Below are 21530 nucleotides of genomic sequence, written 5' to 3'. Positions count from 1 at the left end.
TGGGGCTCCGGCCTCTTCGGGGTGCCGGTGGGTGCGCCGGGCACGGTGTGCGCCGGGCCCTTACGCAGGTACGGGCTGGGGTGCCGGGGCCCAGCAGCGGATGATGTCGCGCACCGACACCACCCCGACCGGGTCGCCCGCGTCGAGGACGACCAGATGGCGGAAGCCGCCCTGGGACATCGCGCGGGCCGCCTCGTCCAGCGTCCACCCGGGGGCGGCGAAGACGACGTCGGCGGTGGTGTGGTCGTGCGCGGTTTCCTGGTCGGGGTCCTGGCCCGCCCCCACGGAGTTGAGGATGTCGCGCTCGGTGAGAATCCCCAGACCGCTGGTGTCGGGATCGAGCACGATGGCCGATCCCACCCGGCGCGCCGACATCAGCCGGGCGGCCTGGCGGAGGGTGTGAGCGGGGCCGATGGTGAGGACCACCGAGCTCATGGCGTCACGGACGTGCACGGGCATGGATGGAGCCACCTCCTTGGTGAATCCCCGATCCCATTAGAGAAAGGATTCACAAGTTCACAAGGTTCTGGATTCTCATGTTCACATGCCTTGGCGGGTCCAACAAGGGCGCGCGGAAGCCGATCTGCCGCGGAGCGCGCCCCGCGCTCCGGTTCACACTCCGGTCAGCCCCGGAGGGGCGCTCAGGGCCGCAGGTAGTCCAGCATCGCCCCGTGCAGCAGACCATTGGACGCCGCCGCGTCACCGCTGTTCGGGCCCGGTACGCCGTCGAGCCCGGTGAAGCGGCCGCCCGCCTCCTGGACGATCACCGCATTGGCCGCCATGTCCCACAGCGACAATTCCGGTTCGGCGCAGATGTCCACCGAGCCCTCGGCCACCATCATGTACGGCCAGAAGTCGCCGTAGCCACGGGTGCGCCAGCAGGCGCGGGTCAGCTCGAGGAAGCCGTGCAGCCTGCCGCGCTCCTCCCAGCCGCTGAGGGAGGAGTAAGCGAACGAGGCGTCGGAGAGGTCGCTCACCCTCGAGACCGCGAGCCGGCTCGCGGAGGACAGGCTGCGCCCGGTGTACGCCCCCAGCCCCTCGGCGGCCCACCAGCGCCGTCCCAGCGCCGGTGCGGAGACCACGCCGACCACCGGCCGGTCGCCGCCCTCGCCGCGCTCCATGAGGGCGATCAGGGTGGCCCAGACCGGGACCCCGCGCACATAGTTCTTGGTGCCGTCGATCGGGTCGACCACCCAGCGCCGCGGACCGCTGCCCTCGCTGCCGAACTCCTCGCCGAGCACCGCGTCGCGCGGCCGGGCGCGCTGGAGCGAGGTGCGGATCAGCTCCTCGGTCGCCTTGTCGGCCTCGCTCACCGGCGTCATATCGGGTTTTGTCTCGACCTTGAGGTCGAGCGCCTTGAACCGCTCCATGGTGGTCGCGTCGGCGGCATCGGCGAGAACGTGGGCGAAACGCAGGTCATCGTGGTAGTCGGCCATGGCCGAACAGTATCGACAGGAAAAGTCGCGGAGCTACACGACTCCACAACGACCGGGGGACTACGGCTGGACGGCCCGCTCGTGCGGGGCTCTTGACTTCATCTGGCGGCCCGTCAATTCTGTCGGGCACATGCCAGGCCGGTAGGTGACGATGCCCGCTCTGGGAGGCGACGATGCCCGCAGCGCGTGAATCCTTGCTCGACGCGGCCTTCGCGGCGCTCGAGCGGCGGCCATGGCGGAGGGTGCGGATGTCCGAGGTCGCGGCGGCGGCCGGGGTCTCCCGGCAGACCCTCTACAACGAGTTCGGCGGCAAGGAGGGCCTTGCCCGCGCGCTGGTGCGGCGCGAGGCCGACGCGTATCTGTACGGGGTCGAGCGGGCGCTGTCCGAGGGGTCCGGCGCTGCGGCCCCCAGGGATCGGCTGGCCGCCGCGGCGGTGTGGACGGTCCGCTCGGCGACCGAGAACCCGTTGGTGCGGGCGGTGCTCACGGGCTGCTGGGACGAGCGGCTGCCGAAGCCCGTAAGCCCGTCACCGCCGGGGAATCCGGCCCCGGGCCCGGCCCTGGACCCGCTGCCCGCGCCGGGCGAGCTGCTCGGCGCGGCGCGGGACCGGGCGGTGCGGCTGCTGGAATCCGACTGGCCGCCGGGGGCGGTCGAGCTGCCGCTGGCCTGCGAGGCGGCCACCAGGCTGGCCCTCTCCTACGTACTGGCCCCCGCCCCGGCGTCGGACGTGGCCCATATGGTGCGCACGGTGCTGGCTTGAGCCGGTCCGAGCAGGCGTTGCGGGCTGTCCGGCGGATGGTGACGCCTGCGGCGGGCTGTCCGTTTGCGGGCTCAGTGGGCCGAGCCGGAGAGCTGGAGCCCTATGACGCCGACGATCACCAGGGTGATGGAGATGACCTTGAGCGTGGAGACGAGGTCGCCGAGGAAGACCATGCCGTAGATCGCCGTCCCGGCGGCCCCGATCCCGGTCCACACCGCGTACGCGGGCCCCACGTCGAGCTTCTTCAGGGACAGCGTCAGCAGTCCGAAGCTGCCGAGCGCGAAGGCGCAGAAGGCGATCGTCGGCCATAGGCGGGTGAAGCCGTGCGAGAGCTTGAGACAGACGGCGAAGCCGGTTTCGAGTAGCCCGGCGACCACGACCAGCAGCCACGCCATAGAGATGCCCTCCCGTGTCGCCGTGGGCTGCCATCGCCGGGGCCATCCCGGTCGCCTGGATTGCTTAATGCTTGATGCGATTATCCATTTACCGTCCGGTTGGAGCGGCAAACACGCTTTCCAGGGGGTGTCCGGTGGACGGTGACGCCTGCGCCGGGCTGTTCCTCTCCCCGCCCTTCCCCAAAGCCGGGGCTCCGCCCACATCCCCGGGGTCCAGGGCGAAGCTCTGGTGTGTTGGGTGGGGCTAGTCGCCCTCTCGGCGTTCGCGAGTGGACAGCAGTCTGCGCAGGGAGTAGAGCCGGGCCGGTTCGGCGTGGCCTTCGGCCACCCACTGGTCCAGCGCGCAGTCCGGCTCGTCGTGGCTGCAGGCGCGCGGGCAGCCCTCGGTGCCCGGTTCCAGGTCCGGGAAGGCGTGGATGACCCGTGCCGGGTCCACGTGGTGCAGCCCGAAGGACCGTACGCCCGGGGTGTCGATCACCCATCCCTTGGCGTCGGGCAGCGGGAGCGCGAGCGCGGAGGTGGTGGTGTGGCGGCCGCGGCCGGTGACCGCGTTCACCCGGCCGGTGGCCCGCTGGCGGTCCGGGACCAGCGCGTTCACCAGTGTCGTCTTGCCCACGCCCGAGTGGCCGACGAAGACGGTGATCCGGTCCGTCAGCCGTTCCCGGACCCGGTCGGCGGTCTCGCCGTCGGCCAGCTCGTCGCGGCTGGTGACGACATAAGGGATACCGAGCGGCTCATAGGTCTTCAACATGCCGTCGGCGGGCGCCAGATCGCACTTGGTGAGGACGAGCAGCGGCTCCAGGCCCGCGTCGAAGGCGGCCACCAGACACCGGTCGATCAGCCGCGGGCGCGGCTCCGGGTCGGCCAGGGCGGTCACGATCGCGAGCTGGTCGGCGTTGGCGACCACCACCCGCTCGTACGGATCGTCGTCGTCGGCGGTGCGGCGCAGGACGGACGAGCGCTCCTCGACCCTGACGACCCGGGCGAGGGTGTCCTTGTCGCCGGAGAGGTCGCCGACGACCGCGACCCGGTCGCCGACCACGACACCCTTACGGCCGAGCTCGCGGGCCTTCATGGCGGTGATGGTGCGGTCCTCGACCAGGACCGTGAGCCGGCCGCGGTCGACGGTCAGCACGAATCCCTCGGCGGCGTCCTCGTGTTTGGGGCGGATGTGGGTGCGCGGCCGGTTGCCCTTGCGGTTGGGGCGGATCCGAACGTCGTCCTCGTCGGTGTGCTTGCCGTAGCGGCGCATGAGTCCAGGCTCTCAGGATCTCCGCGCCGAGGTCGTCGTCGCGTCGAGCATGCCGGTCCACAGACCGGGGAAGTCGGGGAGGGTCTTGGCGGTGGTCGCCACGTTCTCGACCAGCACGCCGTCGACGGCCAGGCCGAGCACGGCGGCGGCGGTGGCCAGCCGGTGGTCCTCGTAGGTGTGGAAGATCCCGCCGTGCAGCGGGCGCGGGCGGATCCGGAGGCCGTCCTCGGTCTCGGTGACGTCCCCGCCCAGCTCGTTGATCTCCTTGGCGAGGGCGGCGAGCCGGTCGGTCTCGTGGAGTCGCAGATGGGCGATGCCGCGCAGCTCCGACTCGGAGTCGGCCAGCGCCGCGACCGCCGCGATCACCGGGGTGAGCTCGCCGACCTCGTGCAGATCGGCGTCGATCCCGGTGATCCGGCCCGTCCCGGTGAAGGCGAGACCGGTGTCGGTGAGCTCGCAGGAACCGCCCATCTCGGTGAAGATCCGGCGCAGTTCGTCCCCGGGCTGGGTGGTGCGCTCCGGCCAGTCAGGGATCGTCACCCGGCCGCCGGTGACCAGGGCGGCGGCCAGGAACGGCGCCGCGTTGGACAGATCGGGCTCGACGACCAGGTCCCGGCCGAGCAGCGCGCTCGGCGCCACCCGCCAGACGCCCCGCTCGCCGCCCGCCTCCGGGGTGTCCACCCGCGCGCCCGCCGCGCGCAGCATGTCCACGGTCATCCGGATGTGCGGCAGGGAGGGCAGCGCGGCGCCGATGTGGCGCACCTCGACGCCCTGGTTGAAGCGCGGCGCAGACAGCAGCAGCGCGCTCACGAACTGGGAGGACGACGAGGCGTCGACGCGGACCGGGCCGCCGTCCAGCGCCCCGCCGCCGTGCACGGTCATCGGCAGCGCGCCGCGGCCGTCGTCGTCGATGCGGGCGCCCAGGGCGCGCAGCGCGTCGATCACGCCGTGCAGCGGGCGCTCGTGGGAGCGGGGGTCGCCGTCGAAGTGGACGGGGCCGTCGGCCAGCGCGGCGACCGGCGGCAGGAAGCGCATCACGGTGCCCGCGTTGCCGACGTCGATGGTGGCTGGGCCGTGCAGCCCCGCCGGGATGACCCGCCAGGCCTCTCCGCCGCCGGAGGGGCCGCCGGAGCCGAGGGCGCCGTCGGACACCGTCTCCTCGATGCCGACGCCCATGGCGCGCAGGGCGGCGGCCATCAGGAGAGTGTCGCGGGAGCGGAGCGGGCGGCGCAGCCAGCCGGGTTCGGCGGCGAGCGCGGCCAGGATCAGACCGCGGTTGGTAACCGACTTGGATCCGGGCACGGTGACGGTCGCGTCGACCGCTCCATCGGCGGTCGGAGCGGGCCAGAGGGCGGTGTGGTCGCCCGGGGAGGTCTCAATGCCGGTCATGGGTCTCACTTTAGTGGTTCGCCCGGAGTGCCAATCTTGATCGAAAGTGGCGAAACCCAGTCGAAACACGGCGCTGCTACGGGCACTGATGGAAGCGCGCCGGGCGCTCGTACGGGGTCACCGGGGGCCAACCGGGGGCGCCGGGGCAACCGGCACCCAGGGGTCACCCAGGTCACAACCCCAGCAGCCAGCGCCCTCCGGCGAGCAGCGAACACAGCGAGACCACATGGAAGAGCAGCAGCCAGGCGCCGGCCGGAATGCCCGTCAGCCGGGCGAGCTGGTCGGGGTCGGAGTCGTACGCGCCGCCGTGACGGCGCTTGCGCTGGAGCTCGAACGCCGGACGCACGCCCCCCAGGAGGAGGAACCACACCACGGCATACGCGAACCCCGCCTGGACGTCAGGACCGGTCAGCCAGGAGACGAGGAAGAAGGCGGCCCCGCTGATGACGACCGTAAGGACGCCATAGGCGTTGCGGATCATCACCAGCATCGCGGCCAGCAGCGCCGTCGTCCCCCACAGCAGCAGGGTGATGTGGTTCGCCGCCAGCAGCCAGGCGCCGCCGAGGCCCAGCAGGGACGGGGCGGTGTAGCCGGACGCCGCGGTGAGGATCATGCCCAGGCCCGTGGGCTTGCCGCGCGAGACGGTCAGCCCGGAGGTGTCCGAGTGCAGCCGTATGCCGTCCAGCCGCCGCCCGCTGAGCACGGCGACCACGGCGTGGCCGCCCTCGTGGGCGATGGTGATGGCGTTACGGGCTATTCGCCAGGCGGTGCGGAAGACCACGACCGCGAACGCGATCACGCCGGTGGAGACGACCAGCCAGGTGGTGGGGTCGGGCTGGGCGCCGGTCACCCGGTCCCATAGATCGGCGGCGTTCGTTGCGTCCATGTGCGGGCGGCTCCTCGCGTCGGTAGGTCGTGGCAGTGTGGCACCTATGTGCGGTCGATACGCAGCGAGCCGGAGGCCGGAGGATCTTGTCGGTATCTTCGGAGTGGAGAAGTGGGAGCCGGAGGAGACTCTGGCGCCGGACTGGAACGTCGCGCCCACCAAGGACGTGTACGCGGTGCTCGAACGCCCCCTCAAGGACGCCGGGGAACCGCGTCCGGTTCGTCAGCTGAGGGCGCTGAAGTGGGGGTTGGTGCCGTCCTGGGCGAAGTCCCCCGAGGGCGGCGCGAAGATGATCAACGCACGGGCCGAGACCGTGCACGAGAAGCCGTCCTACCGGCGGCCGTTCGCCTCGCGGCGCTGCATCCTGCCCGCCGACGGCTACTACGAGTGGGTCACCGCGGCGGGGGAGCGGCAGCTGGAGGAAAAGGGCAAGCGGAAGCGGCCCCGCAAGCAGCCGTACTTCGTGACCCCGGTGGACGGTTCGGTGATGGCCCTGGCCGGGCTGTACGAGTTCTGGCGGGACCGTACGCTGCCGGACGAGCACCCCCGGGCGTGGTGGGTCACCTGCACGGTGATCACCACCGAGGCGGACAAGGAGCCCTTCGGGGGCGCGGCACGGGACGAGGGGCCGGGCTCGCTCGCCGAGATCCACCCGCGGATGCCGCTGGTCCTCACCGAGGACCGCTGGGACTCCTGGCTGGATCCGGGCCGCACCGACCCCGACGACCTGCTGCCGCTGCTGGCACCGCCGCCCTCGGGGCTGCTGCGGGCCTATCCGGTGGCCACCGGGGTCAGCGATGTCCGTAACAACGGCCCCGAGCTGCTGGAGGAGCTCGAGGCCCCGGAGGAGGGCACGCTGTTCTGATGGCCGCGAAGAAGACGGAGGGATCTGGGGCGGCCGACGCGCCTCAGGGAACCGAGACGCCCCGGGCGGCCACCGAGACGGTGGCGACCCCGGCCGGGGACGCCCGGATCACCTGGCACCGCGCCCCCGGCGCCCACGCCCTGCTCGCCGCCAGCCACGGCGCGGGCGGGGGCATCGAGGCGCGGGACCTGCGCGCGCTGGCCGGGGTGCTCCCCGGGCTCGGTGTGAGCGTCGCGCTGGTCGAGCAGCCGTGGCGGGTGGCGGGCAAGAAGATCGCGCCCGCCCCCTCGACCCTCGACACCGGATGGCGCGCCGTATGGCCCGTGCTGCAGAAGGCCGGACTGCCGATCGTGGCGGGCGGCCGCAGCGCGGGGGCGCGGGTGGCCTGCCGGACCGCGAAGGAGCTGGGTGCGAAGGCCGTGCTGGCGCTGTCGTTCCCGCTGCACGCGCCGGGCAAGCCGGAGCGGTCCCGGGCCGGGGAGCTGCTGGCCACGGGCGTGCCGACGCTGATCGTCCAGGGCGGCCGGGACCCGTTCGGGAGACCGGAGGAGTTTCCGGAGCTGCCTGCGGCCATGGAGCTCGTGGAGGTTCCGTACGGCGATCACGGCTTCGGGCTGCCGAAGTCGGCGGACCTCGACGAGCCCGCGGCGCTTGCCCTGATCACGGATGCCGTCGGGGACTGGCTGCCGCGCGCCCTGGGCTGATCGCCGACCGCTGGCCACTGGCCCCACCTCGCCGCATTCCCGCCCCGCCCGGCCCGGGGCGGGAATGCGGCAGGAGGGATCCGTGTTGAACGGGCTGTCGGTGTTCACCGTGTAAGAGGCACTGATACGCGGAATACGAGGAAAGGGAGTCCCCCGCATGGGTTCGCTTGCTTGCCCGGCCCGTCCACAGGCCGCTGACCTGGACTGGTCTCAGCTGCAGGCGGCGCAGGCCGTGAAGATTGGAGCGGCGGGCGCACCGGATCGTCGTCTATTCTCCGATTCGAGCGGGTCCACATCCGGACCCGACACGAAGCTGGAGGAGGTGGGTCAGGTCACTGGGACCGACGCAGGTACCGACGGCGTGACCGAGGGAGAGCCGGTCGAGCGGTCGCAGGAGTCGTCCTCGGAGCGGAACGCGCGCTTCGAGCGGGACGCCCTTGCCTTCCTGGACCAGATGTACTCGGCCGCGCTGCGGATGACGCGTAATCCGGCGGACGCCGAGGACCTCGTGCAGGAGACCTACGCCAAGGCGTACGGGTCCTTCCACCAGTTCCGCGAGGGCACCAACCTCAAGGCGTGGCTGTACCGCATCCTGACCAACACCTTCATCAACTCGTACCGCAAGAAGCAGCGGGAGCCCCAGCGCAGCGCGGCCGAGGAGATCGAGGACTGGCAGCTCGCACGCGCCGAGTCGCATATGTCGACCGGTCTGCGCTCCGCCGAGTCGCAGGCCCTCGACCACCTGCCCGACTCCGATGTCAAGCAGGCCCTTCAGGCCATCCCCGAGGAGTTCCGCATCGCGGTCTATCTGGCGGACGTCGAGGGCTTTGCCTACAAGGAGATCGCGGACATCATGGGTACACCCATCGGTACGGTGATGTCCCGGCTGCACCGTGGGCGCCGCCAGCTGCGCGGTCTGCTGGAGGACTACGCCCGTGGCCGCGGACTCGTCCCGGCCGGAGCGGGCGGCACGGGGGACGAGTCGCACGATCGGAAAGGCGCGGACTCATGAGCTGCGGAGAGCCGCATGAGACGGACTGCTCCGAGGTGCTCGACCACCTCTACGAGTTCCTCGACCACGAGATGCCGGACGGCGACTGCGCCAAGTTCCAGGTGCACTTCGACGAGTGCTCCCCGTGCCTGGAGAAGTACGGCCTGGAGAAGGCCGTGAAGAAGCTGGTCAAGCGGTGCTGCGGCCATGACGACGTGCCCGCCGACCTCCGGTCGAAGGTCATGGGGCGGATCGAGCTGATCCGCTCCGGGCAGGCGGTGCCGGAGCGCGAGATCACGGCGGAGACGAACGCTCCGGGCAACGCGCCGAGCAGCGCCCAGGAGTGACCCTGGGGCGCGCCCAGGAGTGACCCGGGGGCACGGGCCCCCGCGGACCCCGCCGGGCTAATGCCTCGGTGGACTCCCGGTCGAACGCGAATCGAGTTGGCGCGTTCTCATTCCCACCTTCGGTGATCAGATCATCACTCGAAGGGGTGTAATCGGACAGTCCCTCCGATCCCATCCGCCCCGCCTCGCCCTAAGCTCCCCAACCACCTGACCCGCCCCGCCCGACAGGGGCGGCGCAATGGACATGGATGGATGGGGAGGAGGACACCGTGCGGGCACTTCCCCACGGGGCGCGCGCCTATGTGCTGTGCGCCGTGCTCGCCGGGGCGTACTGCGCCGCCCCGGCCGTACGGCCCGGAGCGGCCGTCCCCTGGGCCACGACCGCCCTGCTCGCGGCGGTTCACGCGGTGGGCTCCAGGGTCCGCGGCCGCTGGCCCGAATGGTGCAGCCCCGTCCTTCTGGCCGGGGCTTTTCTGCTGCCGCCCGCCGCCGCGGCGCTGGTCGCCGTGCCCGGTGCGCTGCTCGCCCGCGTCGAGCGGCCACCGGCCGGGACGCGGCGGGCCTGGCGGGCCGCGCGGCTCTCGCTGGCCGTCTGGGCCGCCTCGTGCGCCTTCGCGGCCCTGGACGGCCCCGGGGCCCTCGGCGCGCTCTGGGCCCTCGGCGACGCCGCCCAGGCCCCCGCTGGGCAGGCGCCGTCCGGTGCAACCGGTGCGCCCGGCTTTCCGTACGCCCTGGCGGCCGCCGTGGCCGCCGCGCTCGTCCTGGGCCTGACCGCCACCGCCCTGGAGGGCGGGGTGCTGGTCACCGCCGACCGGCAGTCCCCGCGCGCCGCCTGGTGGGGGCGGCTGCCCGGCTCCCTCGCCCCGTACCTGGTGCACGGGCCCGCCGGGCTGGCCATGGCGGTGCTGTGGCGCAGCCCTTACGGACCGGCGGCGGCCCTGCTGGTGCTGTTGCCGATGTACGTCTGCGCCTGCGGCTTCGTGCTCTACCGCCGCGAGAGCGCCGCCCACCAGGCCACCATCCGGGCCCTGGTCCAGGCGGTCGACATCAAGGACCGCTACACCCGTGGTCACAGCGAGCGCGTCGGCCGCGCCTCCGCGATGATCGCCCGCGAGCTGGGCATGAGCGGCGACCGGCTGGAGGCGGTGCGGATCGCGGGCATCCTCCACGACGTCGGCAAGCTCGGCGTGCCCACCCGGCTGCTGCGCAAAAACGGTCCGCTGACGCCTGATGAGCGCCGGGTGATCGAGCTCCACCCGGAGTACGGCGACGAGATGGTGCGCGGGATCGGCTTCCTGGGCGAGGCGCGGGCCGCGATCCTCCACCACCATGAGCGGCTGGACGGCAGCGGCTATCCGTACGGGCTCGCCGGGGCGCAGATCCCGGAGTTCGCCCGGGTGGTCGCGGTGGCGGACGCCTTCGACGCGATGACCTCCACGCGTACGTACAGCAGGGCCCGGCCGGTGCCCACGGCCGTGGAGGAGCTGCGGCGGTGCGCGGGCTCGCAGTTCGACCCCCGCATGGTGCGTGCCCTCACCCGCGCCCTGGACCGCCACGGCTGGCACGCGGCGGTCACCGCGGACGCCCCTGAGGAGCGCGGAAACGTCCCGCCAGGAGCCGACCTCGTCCCGCCCCTGGTACGGGCGGGGGCCCCGGACGCGTTGGACACCCCCGGCGCGGGCACCCCCGGCGGTGCCCCATGAGCCCCGCAGAGCACCCCACCCCACCCGGCACGAACGATTCCCCCCAGGCCTCCGGCCCGGCCGACGACGAGTCCGGGGACGCCCCGGCCACCCCAGACAGAGCCGGACCGGTCCCCCCGGCCCACCCCGGTCCCGGGCCGGCCGATGTGGGGGTCGGGGGTGCCCCGGGCGCCCCGGGCGGGGGCGGGGCCCCGGGGCGTCCCGGCGGGGCGCGGGAGCGGGATGAGGGTGCGGCTCGGTGGCCCGGGAGGGCGATCCGTTCCGCCTCGGGTGGGGGCGGCCACCGCACCCCGTACGCTCTCGCCCGGCTCGCCGAGCGGCATGCCCGTGCTCTCCATCGCGACCGGCGCCAGCGAGCCGAGATCGCCGCCGTCCGTGAGGAGGGGCGGGGGCGCATATCCCGGGGGCGTTATGGCGGCCTTACGGTCGTCGCCGTGTATGGCGCGGCCGGGGCGCTCGCCGTGGTGGCGCTGGTGTGGACCGAGTGGCATGGGGTGCGGCAGGCCCAGGCGGCGCTGGCCTTCGGGGCGCTCATCGCCGTGGGGGAGGCGATCCGGTGCGTCGAGGCGCCGCCCGCGCTGCCGGGCGGTGGCGGGGGAGTGCCCGATCCGCGCGGTGAGCCCGCGCCCCTCGCCGCCGCCGGGGCCCTCGGATACGCCCTGCTCGGGCGGCTCGGCGGGGAGCCCGCCAGCCACGGCGTCCTCCAGGCGGTCGCCGTCGTCGTGGCCGCGTCGCTCGCCGGGCTGGTGGCACCGCTCGCGTTCGGCTGTCCGGTCGACCCCGGCCACACCGCCCGCCGGGTGCTGACCGCCGCGTTCGCCGCCGTCTGCTTCCAACCGCTGCACCGCACTGGCCGATTGGCCGATTGGCTCGGCCATGGGCCGTCCCTCGTCGGCTATTTGCTCGTCCTGCTGGCCCTGACCGCCCTGTGCGACGCCGTTCTCGCCGCCGCCCTCGCCCGCGCCCGTACCGGCTGGCCTTACGGGCCGCTGCTCCGGGACGAGCTGCGGTCGCTGCCCGGGGTCGGGGCGGCGGTGTGCGCGACGGCGGCCGTCATGGCGCTCACCGTGGCCGTGGCCGGGCTGTGGCCGGTGCCGGTGCTGGCGGTGCCGCTGCTGCTGATCCAGTACTCCTACCGCCGCTACGCCGGGATACGGGCCACCTACCGCCAGACCATCGCCTCCCTGGCCCGCTCGACCGAGATAGCCGGGTACACCCCGACGGGCCACGCCCGCGAGGTGGCCGGGCTCAGCCGGGCGGTGGGGCGGGAGCTGGGCCTCTCCGAGCCCCGGCTGACCGTGCTGGAGTACGCGGCGCTGATGCACGACATCGGCCAGCTGTCGCTGGTGGACCCGGTGCCCGCCGGGGCCACCGAGCCGCTGCCCGCCGCCGAGCAGCGCAAAATCGCGCTGCTCGGCGGTGCTGTGGTGCGCCAGACCGGGGTACCCGCCGAGGTGGCGCTGGTCGTGGAGCGCCAGGCCGACCCGTACCGCGAGCAGCCGCTCGCCGCGCGTATCGTGCGCGCGGTGAACGCGTACACCGAACTGGTGAGCGGGCCCGCGGCCGGGGGAGCGGCGGCCGGGGCGGCGGCGCTGCGCGCCCTGGAGCGGCTGCGGCTGGCCACGGCGCGCGACTTCGACCCGGTCGTGGTCGAGGCGCTGGCCACGGTGCTGTCGCGCGGGGTTTACGGCCGCCCGCGGTGAGAAGGGGTTCACGGCCACGCGCCGTGAGAACGGGGTCTACGGCCGCCTCCGGTGAGAACTGAGAACTCGCCGGTAATGAGCGGGGCTCCCGAGGGGCATGGTTGGATGCGAGGAGAGGGGAGCCAGGCCAGATGGCCGGTGGCAAGGAGGTGTGGTGGGTGTCGCATCCCGGCCGCAGCGTGAGGGGTCGGGCTGAGATGTCCGCGAATGTGTGGCAGGTTGTCTTCGAGGGAGGGCGACGCCGTCCGCGGAGGCATCTGGTACGGGACGACTTCGATACCGGCAGGCGGGAATCGTGAAGATCTTCGGCAAGGTACGGCACCGGCCGTCCGCCTCATGGCGGCAGGCCACGGACCGTGCGTTCACGCTCATCGGCGATGGCCGGTACGAGGACGCGGGCGCGCTGCTGACCCGCGCCGCCGACCTGGAGCCGTGGCTGTCGGAGTCCTGGTTCAACCTGGCGCTGCTGCACAAGTTCCGGCACGACTGGGAGCAGGCGCGCGCCGCGGGGCTGCGGGCGGTCGCGCTGCTGGACCGCGAGACGGGCGCCCCGGACTGGTGGAACGTGGGGATCGCGGCCACCGCGCTCCAGGACTGGCCGCTGGCCCGCCGCGCCTGGCAGGCGTACGGGCTGAAGGTGCCCGGGGAGGCGTCCGCGTCCGGTGAGCCGCTCGGGATGGAGCTGGGCAGTGCGGCGGTGCGGCTGTCGCCGGAGGGCGAGGCCGAGGTCGTCTGGGGCCGTCGGCTGGACCCGGCCCGGATCGAGGTGCTGTCCATCCCGCTGCCGTCGTCCGGGCGGCGCTGGGGCGAAGTGGTGCTGCACGACGGCGTGCCGCACGGCGAGCGGGTGACCTCCGCGGGTCCCGCGTACCCGGTCTTCGACGAGATCGAGCTGTGGGCGCCGTCCCCCGTACCGACCTGGGTGGTGCTGCTGGAGGCGGCCACCGAGGCCGACCGGGACGCGCTGGAGCGGCTTGCGGCGGACGCGGGGTTCGCGGCCGAGGACTGGTCGTCGTCGGTGCGGCTGCTGTGTCGTTCCTGCTCGGAGAGCCGGATGCCCAGTGATGAGGGCGAGGGGGAGCATCTGGACCCCCACGACCACAGCGAACCGGGCCACCCTGGGCCGCTGGGTCACCGTATGGCGGGCTCTGGGTCGCTGTGGGTGCCCGAGCGTGAATGCGGGATCGCGGCGCCGGGCGGGCTGGTGCGGGGGTTGTTGGACGGGTGGGTGGCGGACAGCCCGGACACGCGTGAGTGGCGGGACCTGGAAGAGGTCTGCTGACCGCCTGGCGGCTGGCGGGACGGCGGCGCCTGCGGCGGGCTGTTCCCCACCCCGCCCCTTCCCGAAACTGGGGCTTCGCCCCAGACCCCGCCGGGGCTTCGCCCCAGACCCCGCCGGGGCTTCGCCCCAGACCCCGCCGGGGCTTCGCCCCAGACCCCGCCGGGGCTTCGCCCCAGGCCCCCTCTGGGGCTTCGCTTTGGACCCCGGCTGGGAGCTGCGGGTGTACGCCGGTCATCTGCCCGGTTACCCGCCGCGCTGGCGAGCGACCGCGATCAGTCCGCTCGTGCGGGGGGGCGGAGTCCCTGCGACGCGGCCGCAGGTGCGGTCACGGTGCGTAGGCGCGCGGCGGCCCGTTCCGCGGTGCCCGTAGTCTGTAGGGCGACGCATCACGGTTGAAGGAAGGCATACGGCGGACGATGTCGCAGCAAGGGACGAAGCAGCGGGTGGACGACGAGTTCATCGTGGACACGGAGGACTGCGAGGAGCGCGAGCGGGCCTTCCGCGAGCGCGGCACCGCCCGCCCGATCACCGTGTACGGCAACCCGGTCCTGCACAAGGAGTGCCGGGACGTGACCGTGTTCGACGGCGAGCTGGCACGGCTCGTCGACGACATGTTCGCCAGCCAGCGGGCGGCGGAGGGCGTGGGCCTGGCCGCCAACCAGATCGGTGTCGACCTTAAGGTCTTCGTCTACGACTGCATGGACGACGAGGGCGTTCGCCATGTGGGCGTGGTGTGCAACCCGGTGCTGGAGGAGCTGCCCGCCGACCGCCGGGTGCTGGACGACTCCAACGAGGGCTGTCTGTCGGTCCCCACGGCCTACGCGGAGCTGGCCCGCCCCGACTACGCGGTGGTGCGCGGGCAGGACCTCGACGGTGAGCCGATCGCGGTGCGCGGCACCGGCTACTTCGCGCGCTGCCTCCAGCACGAGACCGACCACCTCTATGGCTACCTCTACATCGACCGGCTCTCCAAGCGCGACCGTAAGGACGTGCTGAAGCAGATGGCCGAGGGCACCGCCCGCTATGAGACGGTGCCCAACGAGTGAGTGTGCGGTACGCCAAGAGGGCCGGGCCCCAAGGGTCCGGCCCTCTTGGCGTCAGAAGTCGTCGTCGAACGCGACCGACCCCTCCACCGCCACCTGATACGCGGAGGCGCGCCGCTCGAAGAAGTTGGTCAGTTCCTGGACGTTCTGCAGCTCCATGAAGGAGAACGGGTTCTCCGAGCCGAAGACCGGCGCGAAGCCGAGCCGCTGCAGGCGCTGGTCGGCCACGCACTGCAGATACTCCTGCATCGACGCGGTGTTCATGCCCGGCAGCCCGTCCCCGCACAGATCGCGGGCGAACTGGAGCTCCGCCTCGACGGCCTCCTTCAGCATGTCGGTGACCTGACGCTGGAGCCCGTCGTCGAAGAGGTCCGGCTCCTCCTCGCGGACGGTGTCCACGACCGAGAAGGCGAACTCCATGTGCATCGACTCATCGCGGAACACCCAGTTGGTGCCGGTCGCCAGGCCGTGCAGCAGCCCGCGCGAGCGGAGCCAGTACACATAGGCGAAGGCGCCGTAGAAGAACAGCCCCTCGATGCAGGCCGCGAAGCAGATCAGGTTGAGCAGGAAGCGGCGGCGGTCCGCCTTGGTCTCCAGCCGCTCGATCTTCTCCACCGAATCCATCCAGCGGAAGCAGAACTCCGCCTTCTCCCGGATGGACGGGATGTTCTCGACGGCGGCGAAGGCCGCGGCGCGGTCGTCCGGGTCGGGGAGGTAGGTGTCCAGCAGCGTCAGATAGAACTGGACGTGCACCGCCTCCTCGAAGAGCTGCCGCGACAGGTACAGCCGCGCTTCGGGGGAGTTGATGTGCTTGTAGAGCGTCAGCACCAGGTTGTTGGCCACGATCGAGTCGCCGGTCGCGAAGAAGGCGACCAGGCGGCCGATCAGGTGCTGCTCACCGGGGGAGAGCTTGGCGAGGTCGGCGACGTCGGAGTGGAGGTCGACCTCCTCCACGGTCCAGGTGTTCTTGATCGCGTCGCGGTAGCGGTCGTAGAACTGCGGGTACCGCATCGGCCGCAGGGTGAGTTCGAAGCCGGGGTCGAGCAGGTTCTTGTGGTGCTCGGCCGAGGTGTTCGCGGTGGTCATCTCGGATGCGGTGGGCATTACTGGCAGGCCTCGCAGGACTCGGGGTTTTCCAGGGAGCAGGCGATCGCGTCGGCCTCGGCCGGGGACTGCCCGGCCTCGGCCGGGGCCTGCTGGGCGGGAACGGTGGGGGTGGCGGTCGCGGCGGCGCCGCCCCGGGCGCTCTGGGCGATCCGGGTGGCCGGGCGCGAGCGCAGGTAGTACGTGGTCTTGATGCCGCGCTTCCAGGCGTAGGCGTACATCGAGCTGAGCTTGCCGATCGTCGGCGAGGCCATGAAGAGGTTCAGCGACTGGCTCTGGTCGAGGTACGGGGTGCGGGCCGCCGCCATGTCGATCAGGGCGCGCTGCGGGACCTCCCACGCGGTGCGGTACAGCGCCCGTACGTCCGCGGGCACCCAGGAGAGGTCCTGGACCGAGCCGTTGGACTCGCGCAGCGCCTCACGGGTCTGGGCGTCCCAGAAACCCAGCTTCTTGAGGTCGTCCACCAGGTAGGAGTTGACCTGAAGGAACTCCCCGCTGAGGGTTTCGCGCTTGAAGAGGTTGGAGACCTGCGGCTCGATGCACTCGTAGACGCCCGCGATGGAGGCGATGGTGGCGGTCGGCGCGATCGCCAGCAGCAGCGAGTTCCGCATCCCGGACTTCGCCATCCGTGCGCGCAGCGCCTGCCAGCGCTCCGGCCAGGTGGCCACCGCGTCCGGGTAGTGGTCCGGGTGCAGCACACCGCGCGCGGTGCGGGTCTCGGACCAGGCGGGGTGCGGCCCGTGGCGCTCGGCGAGCTCGCAGGACGCCTCGTACGCGGCGAGCATGATGCGCTCGGAGATCCGCGTGGAGAGCGCCGTGGCCTCGGGCGAGTCGAACGGCAGCCGCAGCCGGAAGAAGACGTCCTGGAGCCCCATGAGGCCCAGACCCACCGGGCGCCAGCGGGAGTTGGATGCCCCGGCCTCCTCGGTGGGGTAGAAGTTGATGTCCACCACGCGGTCGAGGAAGGTCACGGCGGTGCGGACGGTGGCGTCCAGGCGCTCCCAGTCCAGCTGCCCGTCCTCGTCCAGGTGGGCGGCGAGGTTGACCGAGCCCAGGTTGCACACGGCGGTCTCGCCGTCGTCGGTGACCTCCAGGATCTCGGTGCAGAGGTTGGAGGAGTGGACGACCCTGCCGGGCTCGGCGGTCTGGTTGGCGGTGCGGTTGGCGGCGTCCTTGAACGTCATCCAGCCGTTGCCGGTCTGGGCGAGGGTGCGCATCATCCGGGCGTACAGCTGGCGCGCCGGGACCTGCTTGACGGCCTTCCCCTCGGCCTCGGCCCTGCGGTACGCGGTGTCGAATTCCTCGCCCCACAGGTCCACCAGCTCGGGCGCGTCGGCCGGGGAGAGCAGCGACCAGTCGGCGTCCGCCTCGACCCGGCGCATGAACTCGTCCGGGATCCAGTGGGCGATGTTGAGGTTGTGGGTGCGGCGGGCGTCCTCGCCGGTGTTGTCCCGCAGCTCCAGGAACTCCTCGAGGTCCGCGTGCCAGGTCTCCAGGTAGACACAGGCCGCGCCCTTGCGCCGACCGCCCTGGTTGACGGCGGCCACCGAGGCGTCGAGCGTGCGCAGGAACGGCACGATGCCGTTGGAGTGGCCGTTGGTGCCCCGGATCAGCGAACCGCGGGCCCGGATGCGGGAGTAGGAGAGGCCAATGCCGCCCGCGTGCTTCGACAGCCGCGCCACCTGGTGGTAGCGGTTGTAGATCGAGTCCAGCTCGTCCAGCGGCGAGTCCAGCAGATAGCAGGACGACATCTGCGGATGCCGGGTGCCGGAGTTGAACAGCGTGGGGGAGCTGGGGAGGTAGGACAGCGTGCTGGTCAGCCGGTACAGCTCGGCCACATCGTCCAGCGCCCGCTCCGAGCGGTCCTCGGCGAGCCCGCAGGCCACCCGCAGCAGGAAGTGCTGCGGAGTCTCGATCACCTGGCGGGTGATCGGGTGGCGCAGCAGATAGCGGCTGTAGAGGGTGCGCAGCCCGAAGTAGCCGAAGCGGTTGTCGGCGCCGTCGGCCAGGGCCCGCTCCACCAGCGCGTCCAGCCGCTCGGCGTGGGCGGCGGCGAACTCGGCGGTGGAGTCGGCGAGCAGTCCCTCGCGGTGGCCCACCCGGACGGAGGCCGAGAAGGAGACCGCCCCCTGCCCGGCCGCCTCCTCCGTGATGGTGAGCGCCAGCAGCCGCGCCGCGAGCCGGGAGTACTCCGGCTCCTCGGCGATCAGCCCGGCCGCCGCCTCGGTCGCGAGCGCGCGCAACTCCGCCTCGTCCGAGCCGGGATGACGGCCGCGCAGGGCGGCGGCAGCGACCTTGCCGGGGTCGGTGGCGGGCAGGTCGGCGGTGAGTCCGGTCAGAGTCCGCAGCAGGGCGGCCCCGGGCGCGTCGTCCGCTGCCCCGGACGGCGCGGCCTGAGCAGTCGCCGCGTGGGGAACCGCCGCCTGAGCAGCTGCCGCTTGAAGGGCCTCTGCCTGAGCTGGCGCTGCCTGAGAAGCCGCCTGCGCTGAAACCGGATCGGCGGGCGCGATGGTCACTGAGGTGCTCTCCCTCGCTCGGCCGGGCCGCGAGGGTGGTGCGATGGGCGCATACGGGCATGCCGGTGCCGCACTCCTCGTACGCCAGCCACACCACGCAGCGTCCATCGGCCCAACCCTCGAGGCCGGGGGACGTGTTCACAGGGCCGTCGGCAGGTGCTCGGACTCACGGGTACGCCGGATGGAACGCACACGTACACCGTTGCGGGACAGTTCCGGATTCCCACCGGATTCCCCTGCGGCGACAGCGAGGACGAGCATACATCTTGTGTCGGTCGACGCACGCACCCCCACATGTTGTGTCGCAGCTGCGGAGTTTCGCATGAATGTGCTAATGCGTTCCCAGGGTGGCCCCGTGGCCTGGGGCGTAGGGCGGGCCCTGGCCCGGTGCGTACGGCGGGTCCGTGGCCCGGGGCGTCCCGGCGCGGGGCGTCACAGCTCCACGGTGAAGGCCCAGAGGGTGAGGCCGGTCTCGGGCAGGGGCGACCAGTCGCGCTCCGGGGCACGGACGAAGCCCAACCGCTCGTACAGCCGGTGGGCGGCGGTCATGGACCGCTGGCTGCTGATCACTATGCGCCGCAGCCCCAGTGCCCGGGCCCGGTCCAGGCAGGCCCGCACCAGCGCCTCGGCGGCGCCACGGCGGCGCGACTCGGGGCGGACGGCCAGCATCCGGAACTCGCCCTCGCCGGGGCGGGCCAGCTCCGCGTACGCCCCGCCGTGCACGGCGAACGCAACGGCGCCCACGACCTCGTCGCTCGCCGCGTCCGCCGCGACCAGCAGCTCGGCCTTGGCGGCCCGGGAGCGGGCGTCGCGCAGCGTGGCGAGATAAGGATCACTGTCCCCGAAGTCCAGGAGCCCGTCCGCCAGATACACCTGCGCCGTGAGCTCCCCGATGCCGTCCAGTTCTTCGTCCCGTGCGCGTCTGATCGTGATGTCCATTCCCACAGTCTGCCCCAGGCCACTGACAGCCGGGTCGGCGTGCACCGAGGGTGGGTGCTCGGTGTCACTGGGTGACGGCGGTGATCACTCCGGTGGACCCCGCGCGCTTGTTGGCGGCTTCGGCTTCCTGGTGGGTGACATAGCGCCGGACCGTGCCGTCCGGAAGCTTCAGCTCATAGGCGACAACGGTTTGGGGCGGCCATGGAGACGCGCTTCCGCCGCAGTTGCAGGCCATGTGACCTTCCTTTCCCTCGGGAAGTGGTGGTCGTGGTGGGGGACGGGGGTCAGTCCAGCCATCGCGAGGCGACACCCGCCAGGTAGGAGAGCGTCAGGGCGGTGGCCGGGAGGTGGAACCACGCGGTGGTGTGCAGCAAGGAGGCGTAGACGGCGGTGGCGGCGGCCACCCATGTGCTGGTGCACCAGCCGCAGTTGACCAGGTAGGACGGGCGGGAGTCATCGCCGAAGCGGTCGGCGACCCAGGTCCTGAACCCCGCCGCCAGGGTGTCCTTGGTGATGAAGCGGGTGATCCGGCAGGTGGTGCCGAGGGCGAGAAGGAACGCGGCGGGGCTCATCGGATCGTTTCCTCCCCGGGTGGTCATACGGGGGTCGGCGCTGCCGGTGTCAGGGACGGGTCGGCACGGCCGATATCACTCATTAGAGGCATGACGGGCGGCGGCAAGCCATACCCCTTGACACGCATTCGCCCGAATAGCCGAGCGCTTGTCATACAAGCTCGGCGCTCCGTGCGCCCTGATGCGCCAAACGAGTGATGGCCGCGGTGAGGTCTTGAGCGACGCCGAGGGGCGTGGATAACTGGAGGCGTGGCCGCCGAAGCCGCCCCATACCTCGTCGGCCACTCCAGGAGCCGGGCGTCCGCCCCGTGGCTCCGCCCTCATTCGCGCACCGCTCATGCGCACCGCTTCCGCGCAATGCTTCCGCGCACCGTTCCCGCGCATCGACCGGCCGCCCGCGGCGCATCCGATCCTCGGGTGCGGCCTGACTCGACCGCACGGTGACGACGAGGCGGTTGACCGGGCGGTGCGCCCCTGTCCGTCGGCGTCCCGCCGGCGCGCATCACCGAACCCTTCCCCGGGAGGACCGACCATGACCTCGACCGCTCTCACGACCGCCGCCGCCAACGCCGCTCCCGCCGGGGGCAACTGGCCGCCGTCGGCACCGCCGACGCTGCTCGCCGTGGTGCCCGACTCGGGCCCCGCCGCCGGTGGCAACACCGTCCGGCTGTTCGGGCAGAACCTGCGCGGCGCCACCAGTGTGTCCTTCGGCGGCACGCCCGCCACCATCGTCTACCAGGACAACCCCAGCGTGTACGGCGGCGGTGGCGGTGGCTGGGGTGGCGGTGGAGGCGACTGGGGCGGCGGTGGCGGTGGCTGGGGTGGTGGCGGAGGCGGCTGGGGCGGTGGCGGTGGCGGAGGCGGTGGCGGTGGCGGCAACCCCGGCTACGACGGCATCGTGGTCATAGCCCCGCCGCACGCGCCCGGAACCGTCCAGGTCACCGTCACCACCCCCGCCGGAACCAGCAACGGCCTGCCGTACACCTATGTGGCACCGGCCCCGCCCGCCGCCGTCGCCATCACCCCGACCGTGGGCCCGACCACCGGCGGCACCGTGTACGTGATCACGGGCACCAATCTGACCGGCGTCACCAGTGTCACCTTCGGCGGAAGCCCCTCGACCATCCTGGCCATCAACCCCGCGGGGACCAGCCTGATCGGCATCACCCCGGCGGGGCCGCCCGCGGGCGGCAACGTCACCGTGACCCTCACCGGGCCCGGCGGCAGCACCAATGTGCCCGGCGGCTTCACCTACTTCGTCGCCCCGCCCGCACCGGCGCCCGTGGCCATCACGCCCGCCACCGGACCCGCCGCCGGCGGCACCCCGTTCACCATCACCGGCACCAACCTCGGTGGGGTGCTCGGCGTGCTGTTCAACGGCGTTCCCGCCACGGGGGTGACCGCCACGCCCACGACGGTGGCCGGTATCACCCCGGCCGGGGCGGTCGGCAGCGCGACCGTCACCCTGGTGACGGCCTTCGGTACGGTCACCGTCCCGGGCGGCTTCTTGTACGTCTGACCGCGTACGCACGGTACGTCTTGCCGCGTACGTTCGGCCGAACCGCGCCGGTCACCGGGCTCCGCTGGAAGGGGCCCGGTGACCGGCGAGCCGCTGAGGGCGCACCGGTCACGTTCTCTCGCT

Annotated in this window: 21 protein-coding genes and 1 riboswitch; of the genes, 10 read left to right on the top strand and 11 right to left on the bottom strand. The window is 72.5% G+C overall.

Going from position 1 to position 21530, the window contains the following annotated elements; all coding sequences use genetic code 11:
* Positions 1 to 60: 60 nt before the first annotated feature.
* Positions 61 to 453 carry a CBS domain-containing protein gene (locus VT50_RS30150; protein ID WP_046090421.1) on the bottom strand — a complete coding sequence of 131 codons (393 nt, stop codon included), beginning with the start codon at positions 451 to 453 and terminating at the stop codon, positions 61 to 63.
* Positions 454 to 641: 188 nt separating this feature from the next.
* Complete coding sequence (gene hisN / locus VT50_RS30145; protein ID WP_046090404.1) at positions 642 to 1436, bottom strand: histidinol-phosphatase; 795 nt, start codon at positions 1434 to 1436, stop codon at positions 642 to 644.
* A gap of 173 nt (positions 1437 to 1609) precedes the next feature.
* Here hisN and VT50_RS30140 point away from each other — a divergent pair, with 173 nt between their 5' ends.
* Positions 1610 to 2197 (top strand): TetR/AcrR family transcriptional regulator, encoded by a 588-nt coding sequence (locus VT50_RS30140; RefSeq protein WP_046090403.1) that lies wholly within the window; start codon positions 1610 to 1612, stop codon positions 2195 to 2197.
* A 71-nt stretch (positions 2198 to 2268) separates the two neighbouring features.
* Here VT50_RS30140 and VT50_RS30135 read toward each other — a convergent pair whose 3' ends face one another.
* The 4 genes from VT50_RS30135 to VT50_RS30120 all read right to left on the bottom strand — a co-directional run bounded on the left by VT50_RS30135 (position 2269) and on the right by VT50_RS30120 (position 6119).
* A complete protein-coding gene (locus VT50_RS30135) occupies positions 2269 to 2592 on the bottom strand; it encodes a DMT family transporter (protein WP_046090402.1) in 324 nt (107 codons plus the stop codon).
* A 244-nt stretch (positions 2593 to 2836) separates the two neighbouring features.
* Positions 2837 to 3844 carry a ribosome small subunit-dependent GTPase A gene (gene rsgA / locus VT50_RS30130; RefSeq protein ID WP_046090401.1) on the bottom strand — a complete coding sequence of 336 codons (1008 nt, stop codon included), beginning with the start codon at positions 3842 to 3844 and terminating at the stop codon, positions 2837 to 2839.
* A 12-nt stretch (positions 3845 to 3856) separates the two neighbouring features.
* Positions 3857 to 5233 carry a 3-phosphoshikimate 1-carboxyvinyltransferase gene (gene aroA, locus VT50_RS30125; RefSeq protein ID WP_046090400.1) on the bottom strand — a complete coding sequence of 459 codons (1377 nt, stop codon included), beginning with the start codon at positions 5231 to 5233 and terminating at the stop codon, positions 3857 to 3859.
* A gap of 172 nt (positions 5234 to 5405) precedes the next feature.
* Positions 5406 to 6119, bottom strand: coding sequence for a M50 family metallopeptidase (locus VT50_RS30120; protein WP_046090399.1), 714 nt, complete (start codon positions 6117 to 6119; stop codon positions 5406 to 5408).
* Positions 6120 to 6165: 46 nt separating this feature from the next.
* Between VT50_RS30120 and VT50_RS30115 the strand changes: the two genes are divergently transcribed.
* The 8 genes from VT50_RS30115 to def all read left to right on the top strand — a co-directional run bounded on the left by VT50_RS30115 (position 6166) and on the right by def (position 14760).
* Positions 6166 to 6984 (top strand): SOS response-associated peptidase, encoded by an 819-nt coding sequence (locus tag VT50_RS30115; protein WP_046090398.1) that lies wholly within the window; start codon positions 6166 to 6168, stop codon positions 6982 to 6984.
* On the top strand, positions 6984 to 7688 hold the full coding sequence (locus VT50_RS30110; RefSeq protein ID WP_240529371.1) for an alpha/beta hydrolase family protein: 705 nt from the start codon (positions 6984 to 6986) through the stop codon (positions 7686 to 7688). The genes VT50_RS30115 and VT50_RS30110 overlap by 1 nt, the downstream gene beginning before the upstream one ends.
* A 322-nt stretch (positions 7689 to 8010) precedes the next feature.
* Positions 8011 to 8700 carry a sigma-70 family RNA polymerase sigma factor gene (locus tag VT50_RS30105; RefSeq protein ID WP_046090397.1) on the top strand — a complete coding sequence of 230 codons (690 nt, stop codon included), beginning with the start codon at positions 8011 to 8013 and terminating at the stop codon, positions 8698 to 8700.
* Positions 8697 to 9026: a mycothiol system anti-sigma-R factor gene (rsrA, locus tag VT50_RS30100; protein WP_046090396.1), complete on the top strand. Its 330-nt coding sequence runs from the start codon at positions 8697 to 8699 to the stop codon at positions 9024 to 9026. The genes VT50_RS30105 and rsrA overlap by 4 nt, the downstream gene beginning before the upstream one ends.
* Positions 9027 to 9295: 269 nt before the next feature.
* Positions 9296 to 10729 (top strand): HD-GYP domain-containing protein, encoded by a 1434-nt coding sequence (locus VT50_RS30095; protein ID WP_046090419.1) that lies wholly within the window; start codon positions 9296 to 9298, stop codon positions 10727 to 10729.
* A 434-nt stretch (positions 10730 to 11163) separates the two neighbouring features.
* Complete coding sequence (locus VT50_RS30090; protein ID WP_046090395.1) at positions 11164 to 12432, top strand: HD-GYP domain-containing protein; 1269 nt, start codon at positions 11164 to 11166, stop codon at positions 12430 to 12432.
* Positions 12433 to 12727: 295 nt separating this feature from the next.
* Positions 12728 to 13714, top strand: coding sequence for a tetratricopeptide repeat protein (locus VT50_RS30085; protein ID WP_020868546.1), 987 nt, complete (start codon positions 12728 to 12730; stop codon positions 13712 to 13714).
* Positions 13715 to 14130: 416 nt separating this feature from the next.
* Positions 14131 to 14760: a peptide deformylase gene (gene def, locus VT50_RS30080; protein ID WP_046090390.1), complete on the top strand. Its 630-nt coding sequence runs from the start codon at positions 14131 to 14133 to the stop codon at positions 14758 to 14760.
* Between the two features lie 51 nt (positions 14761 to 14811).
* Here def and VT50_RS30075 read toward each other — a convergent pair whose 3' ends face one another.
* The 5 genes from VT50_RS30075 to VT50_RS30060 all read right to left on the bottom strand — a co-directional run bounded on the left by VT50_RS30075 (position 14812) and on the right by VT50_RS30060 (position 19888).
* Entirely contained in the window at positions 14812 to 15843 is a 1032-nt protein-coding gene (locus tag VT50_RS30075; RefSeq protein WP_046090392.1) for a ribonucleotide-diphosphate reductase subunit beta, read from the bottom strand.
* A 17-nt stretch (positions 15844 to 15860) separates the two neighbouring features.
* Positions 15861 to 18377, bottom strand: coding sequence for a ribonucleoside-diphosphate reductase subunit alpha (locus VT50_RS30070; protein WP_075200568.1), 2517 nt, complete (start codon positions 18375 to 18377; stop codon positions 15861 to 15863).
* Positions 18378 to 18511: 134 nt separating this feature from the next.
* Positions 18512 to 18638, bottom strand: a riboswitch (cobalamin riboswitch).
* 171 nt (positions 18639 to 18809) lie between these two features.
* Complete coding sequence (locus tag VT50_RS30065) at positions 18810 to 19316, bottom strand: GNAT family N-acetyltransferase (RefSeq protein ID WP_046090389.1); 507 nt, start codon at positions 19314 to 19316, stop codon at positions 18810 to 18812.
* A 64-nt stretch (positions 19317 to 19380) separates the two neighbouring features.
* Positions 19381 to 19551 carry a DUF7196 family protein gene (locus VT50_RS39785; RefSeq protein ID WP_167396639.1) on the bottom strand — a complete coding sequence of 57 codons (171 nt, stop codon included), beginning with the start codon at positions 19549 to 19551 and terminating at the stop codon, positions 19381 to 19383.
* A 49-nt stretch (positions 19552 to 19600) separates the two neighbouring features.
* Positions 19601 to 19888, bottom strand: coding sequence for a hypothetical protein (locus VT50_RS30060; protein ID WP_046090388.1), 288 nt, complete (start codon positions 19886 to 19888; stop codon positions 19601 to 19603).
* A 532-nt stretch (positions 19889 to 20420) separates the two neighbouring features.
* Between VT50_RS30060 and VT50_RS30055 the strand changes: the two genes are divergently transcribed.
* Positions 20421 to 21407, top strand: a complete 987-nt coding sequence (locus tag VT50_RS30055) for an IPT/TIG domain-containing protein (RefSeq protein ID WP_167396638.1) — start codon at positions 20421 to 20423, stop codon at positions 21405 to 21407.
* Positions 21408 to 21530 lie beyond the last annotated feature (123 nt).

Origin of the sequence: Streptomyces antioxidans (assembly GCF_000968685.2) — a bacterium.
GTDB lineage: Bacteria > Actinomycetota > Actinomycetes > Streptomycetales > Streptomycetaceae > Streptomyces > Streptomyces antioxidans.
Note: the sequence above shows the minus strand (reverse complement) of the source record. Positions and strands in the feature narration are given on the sequence as shown.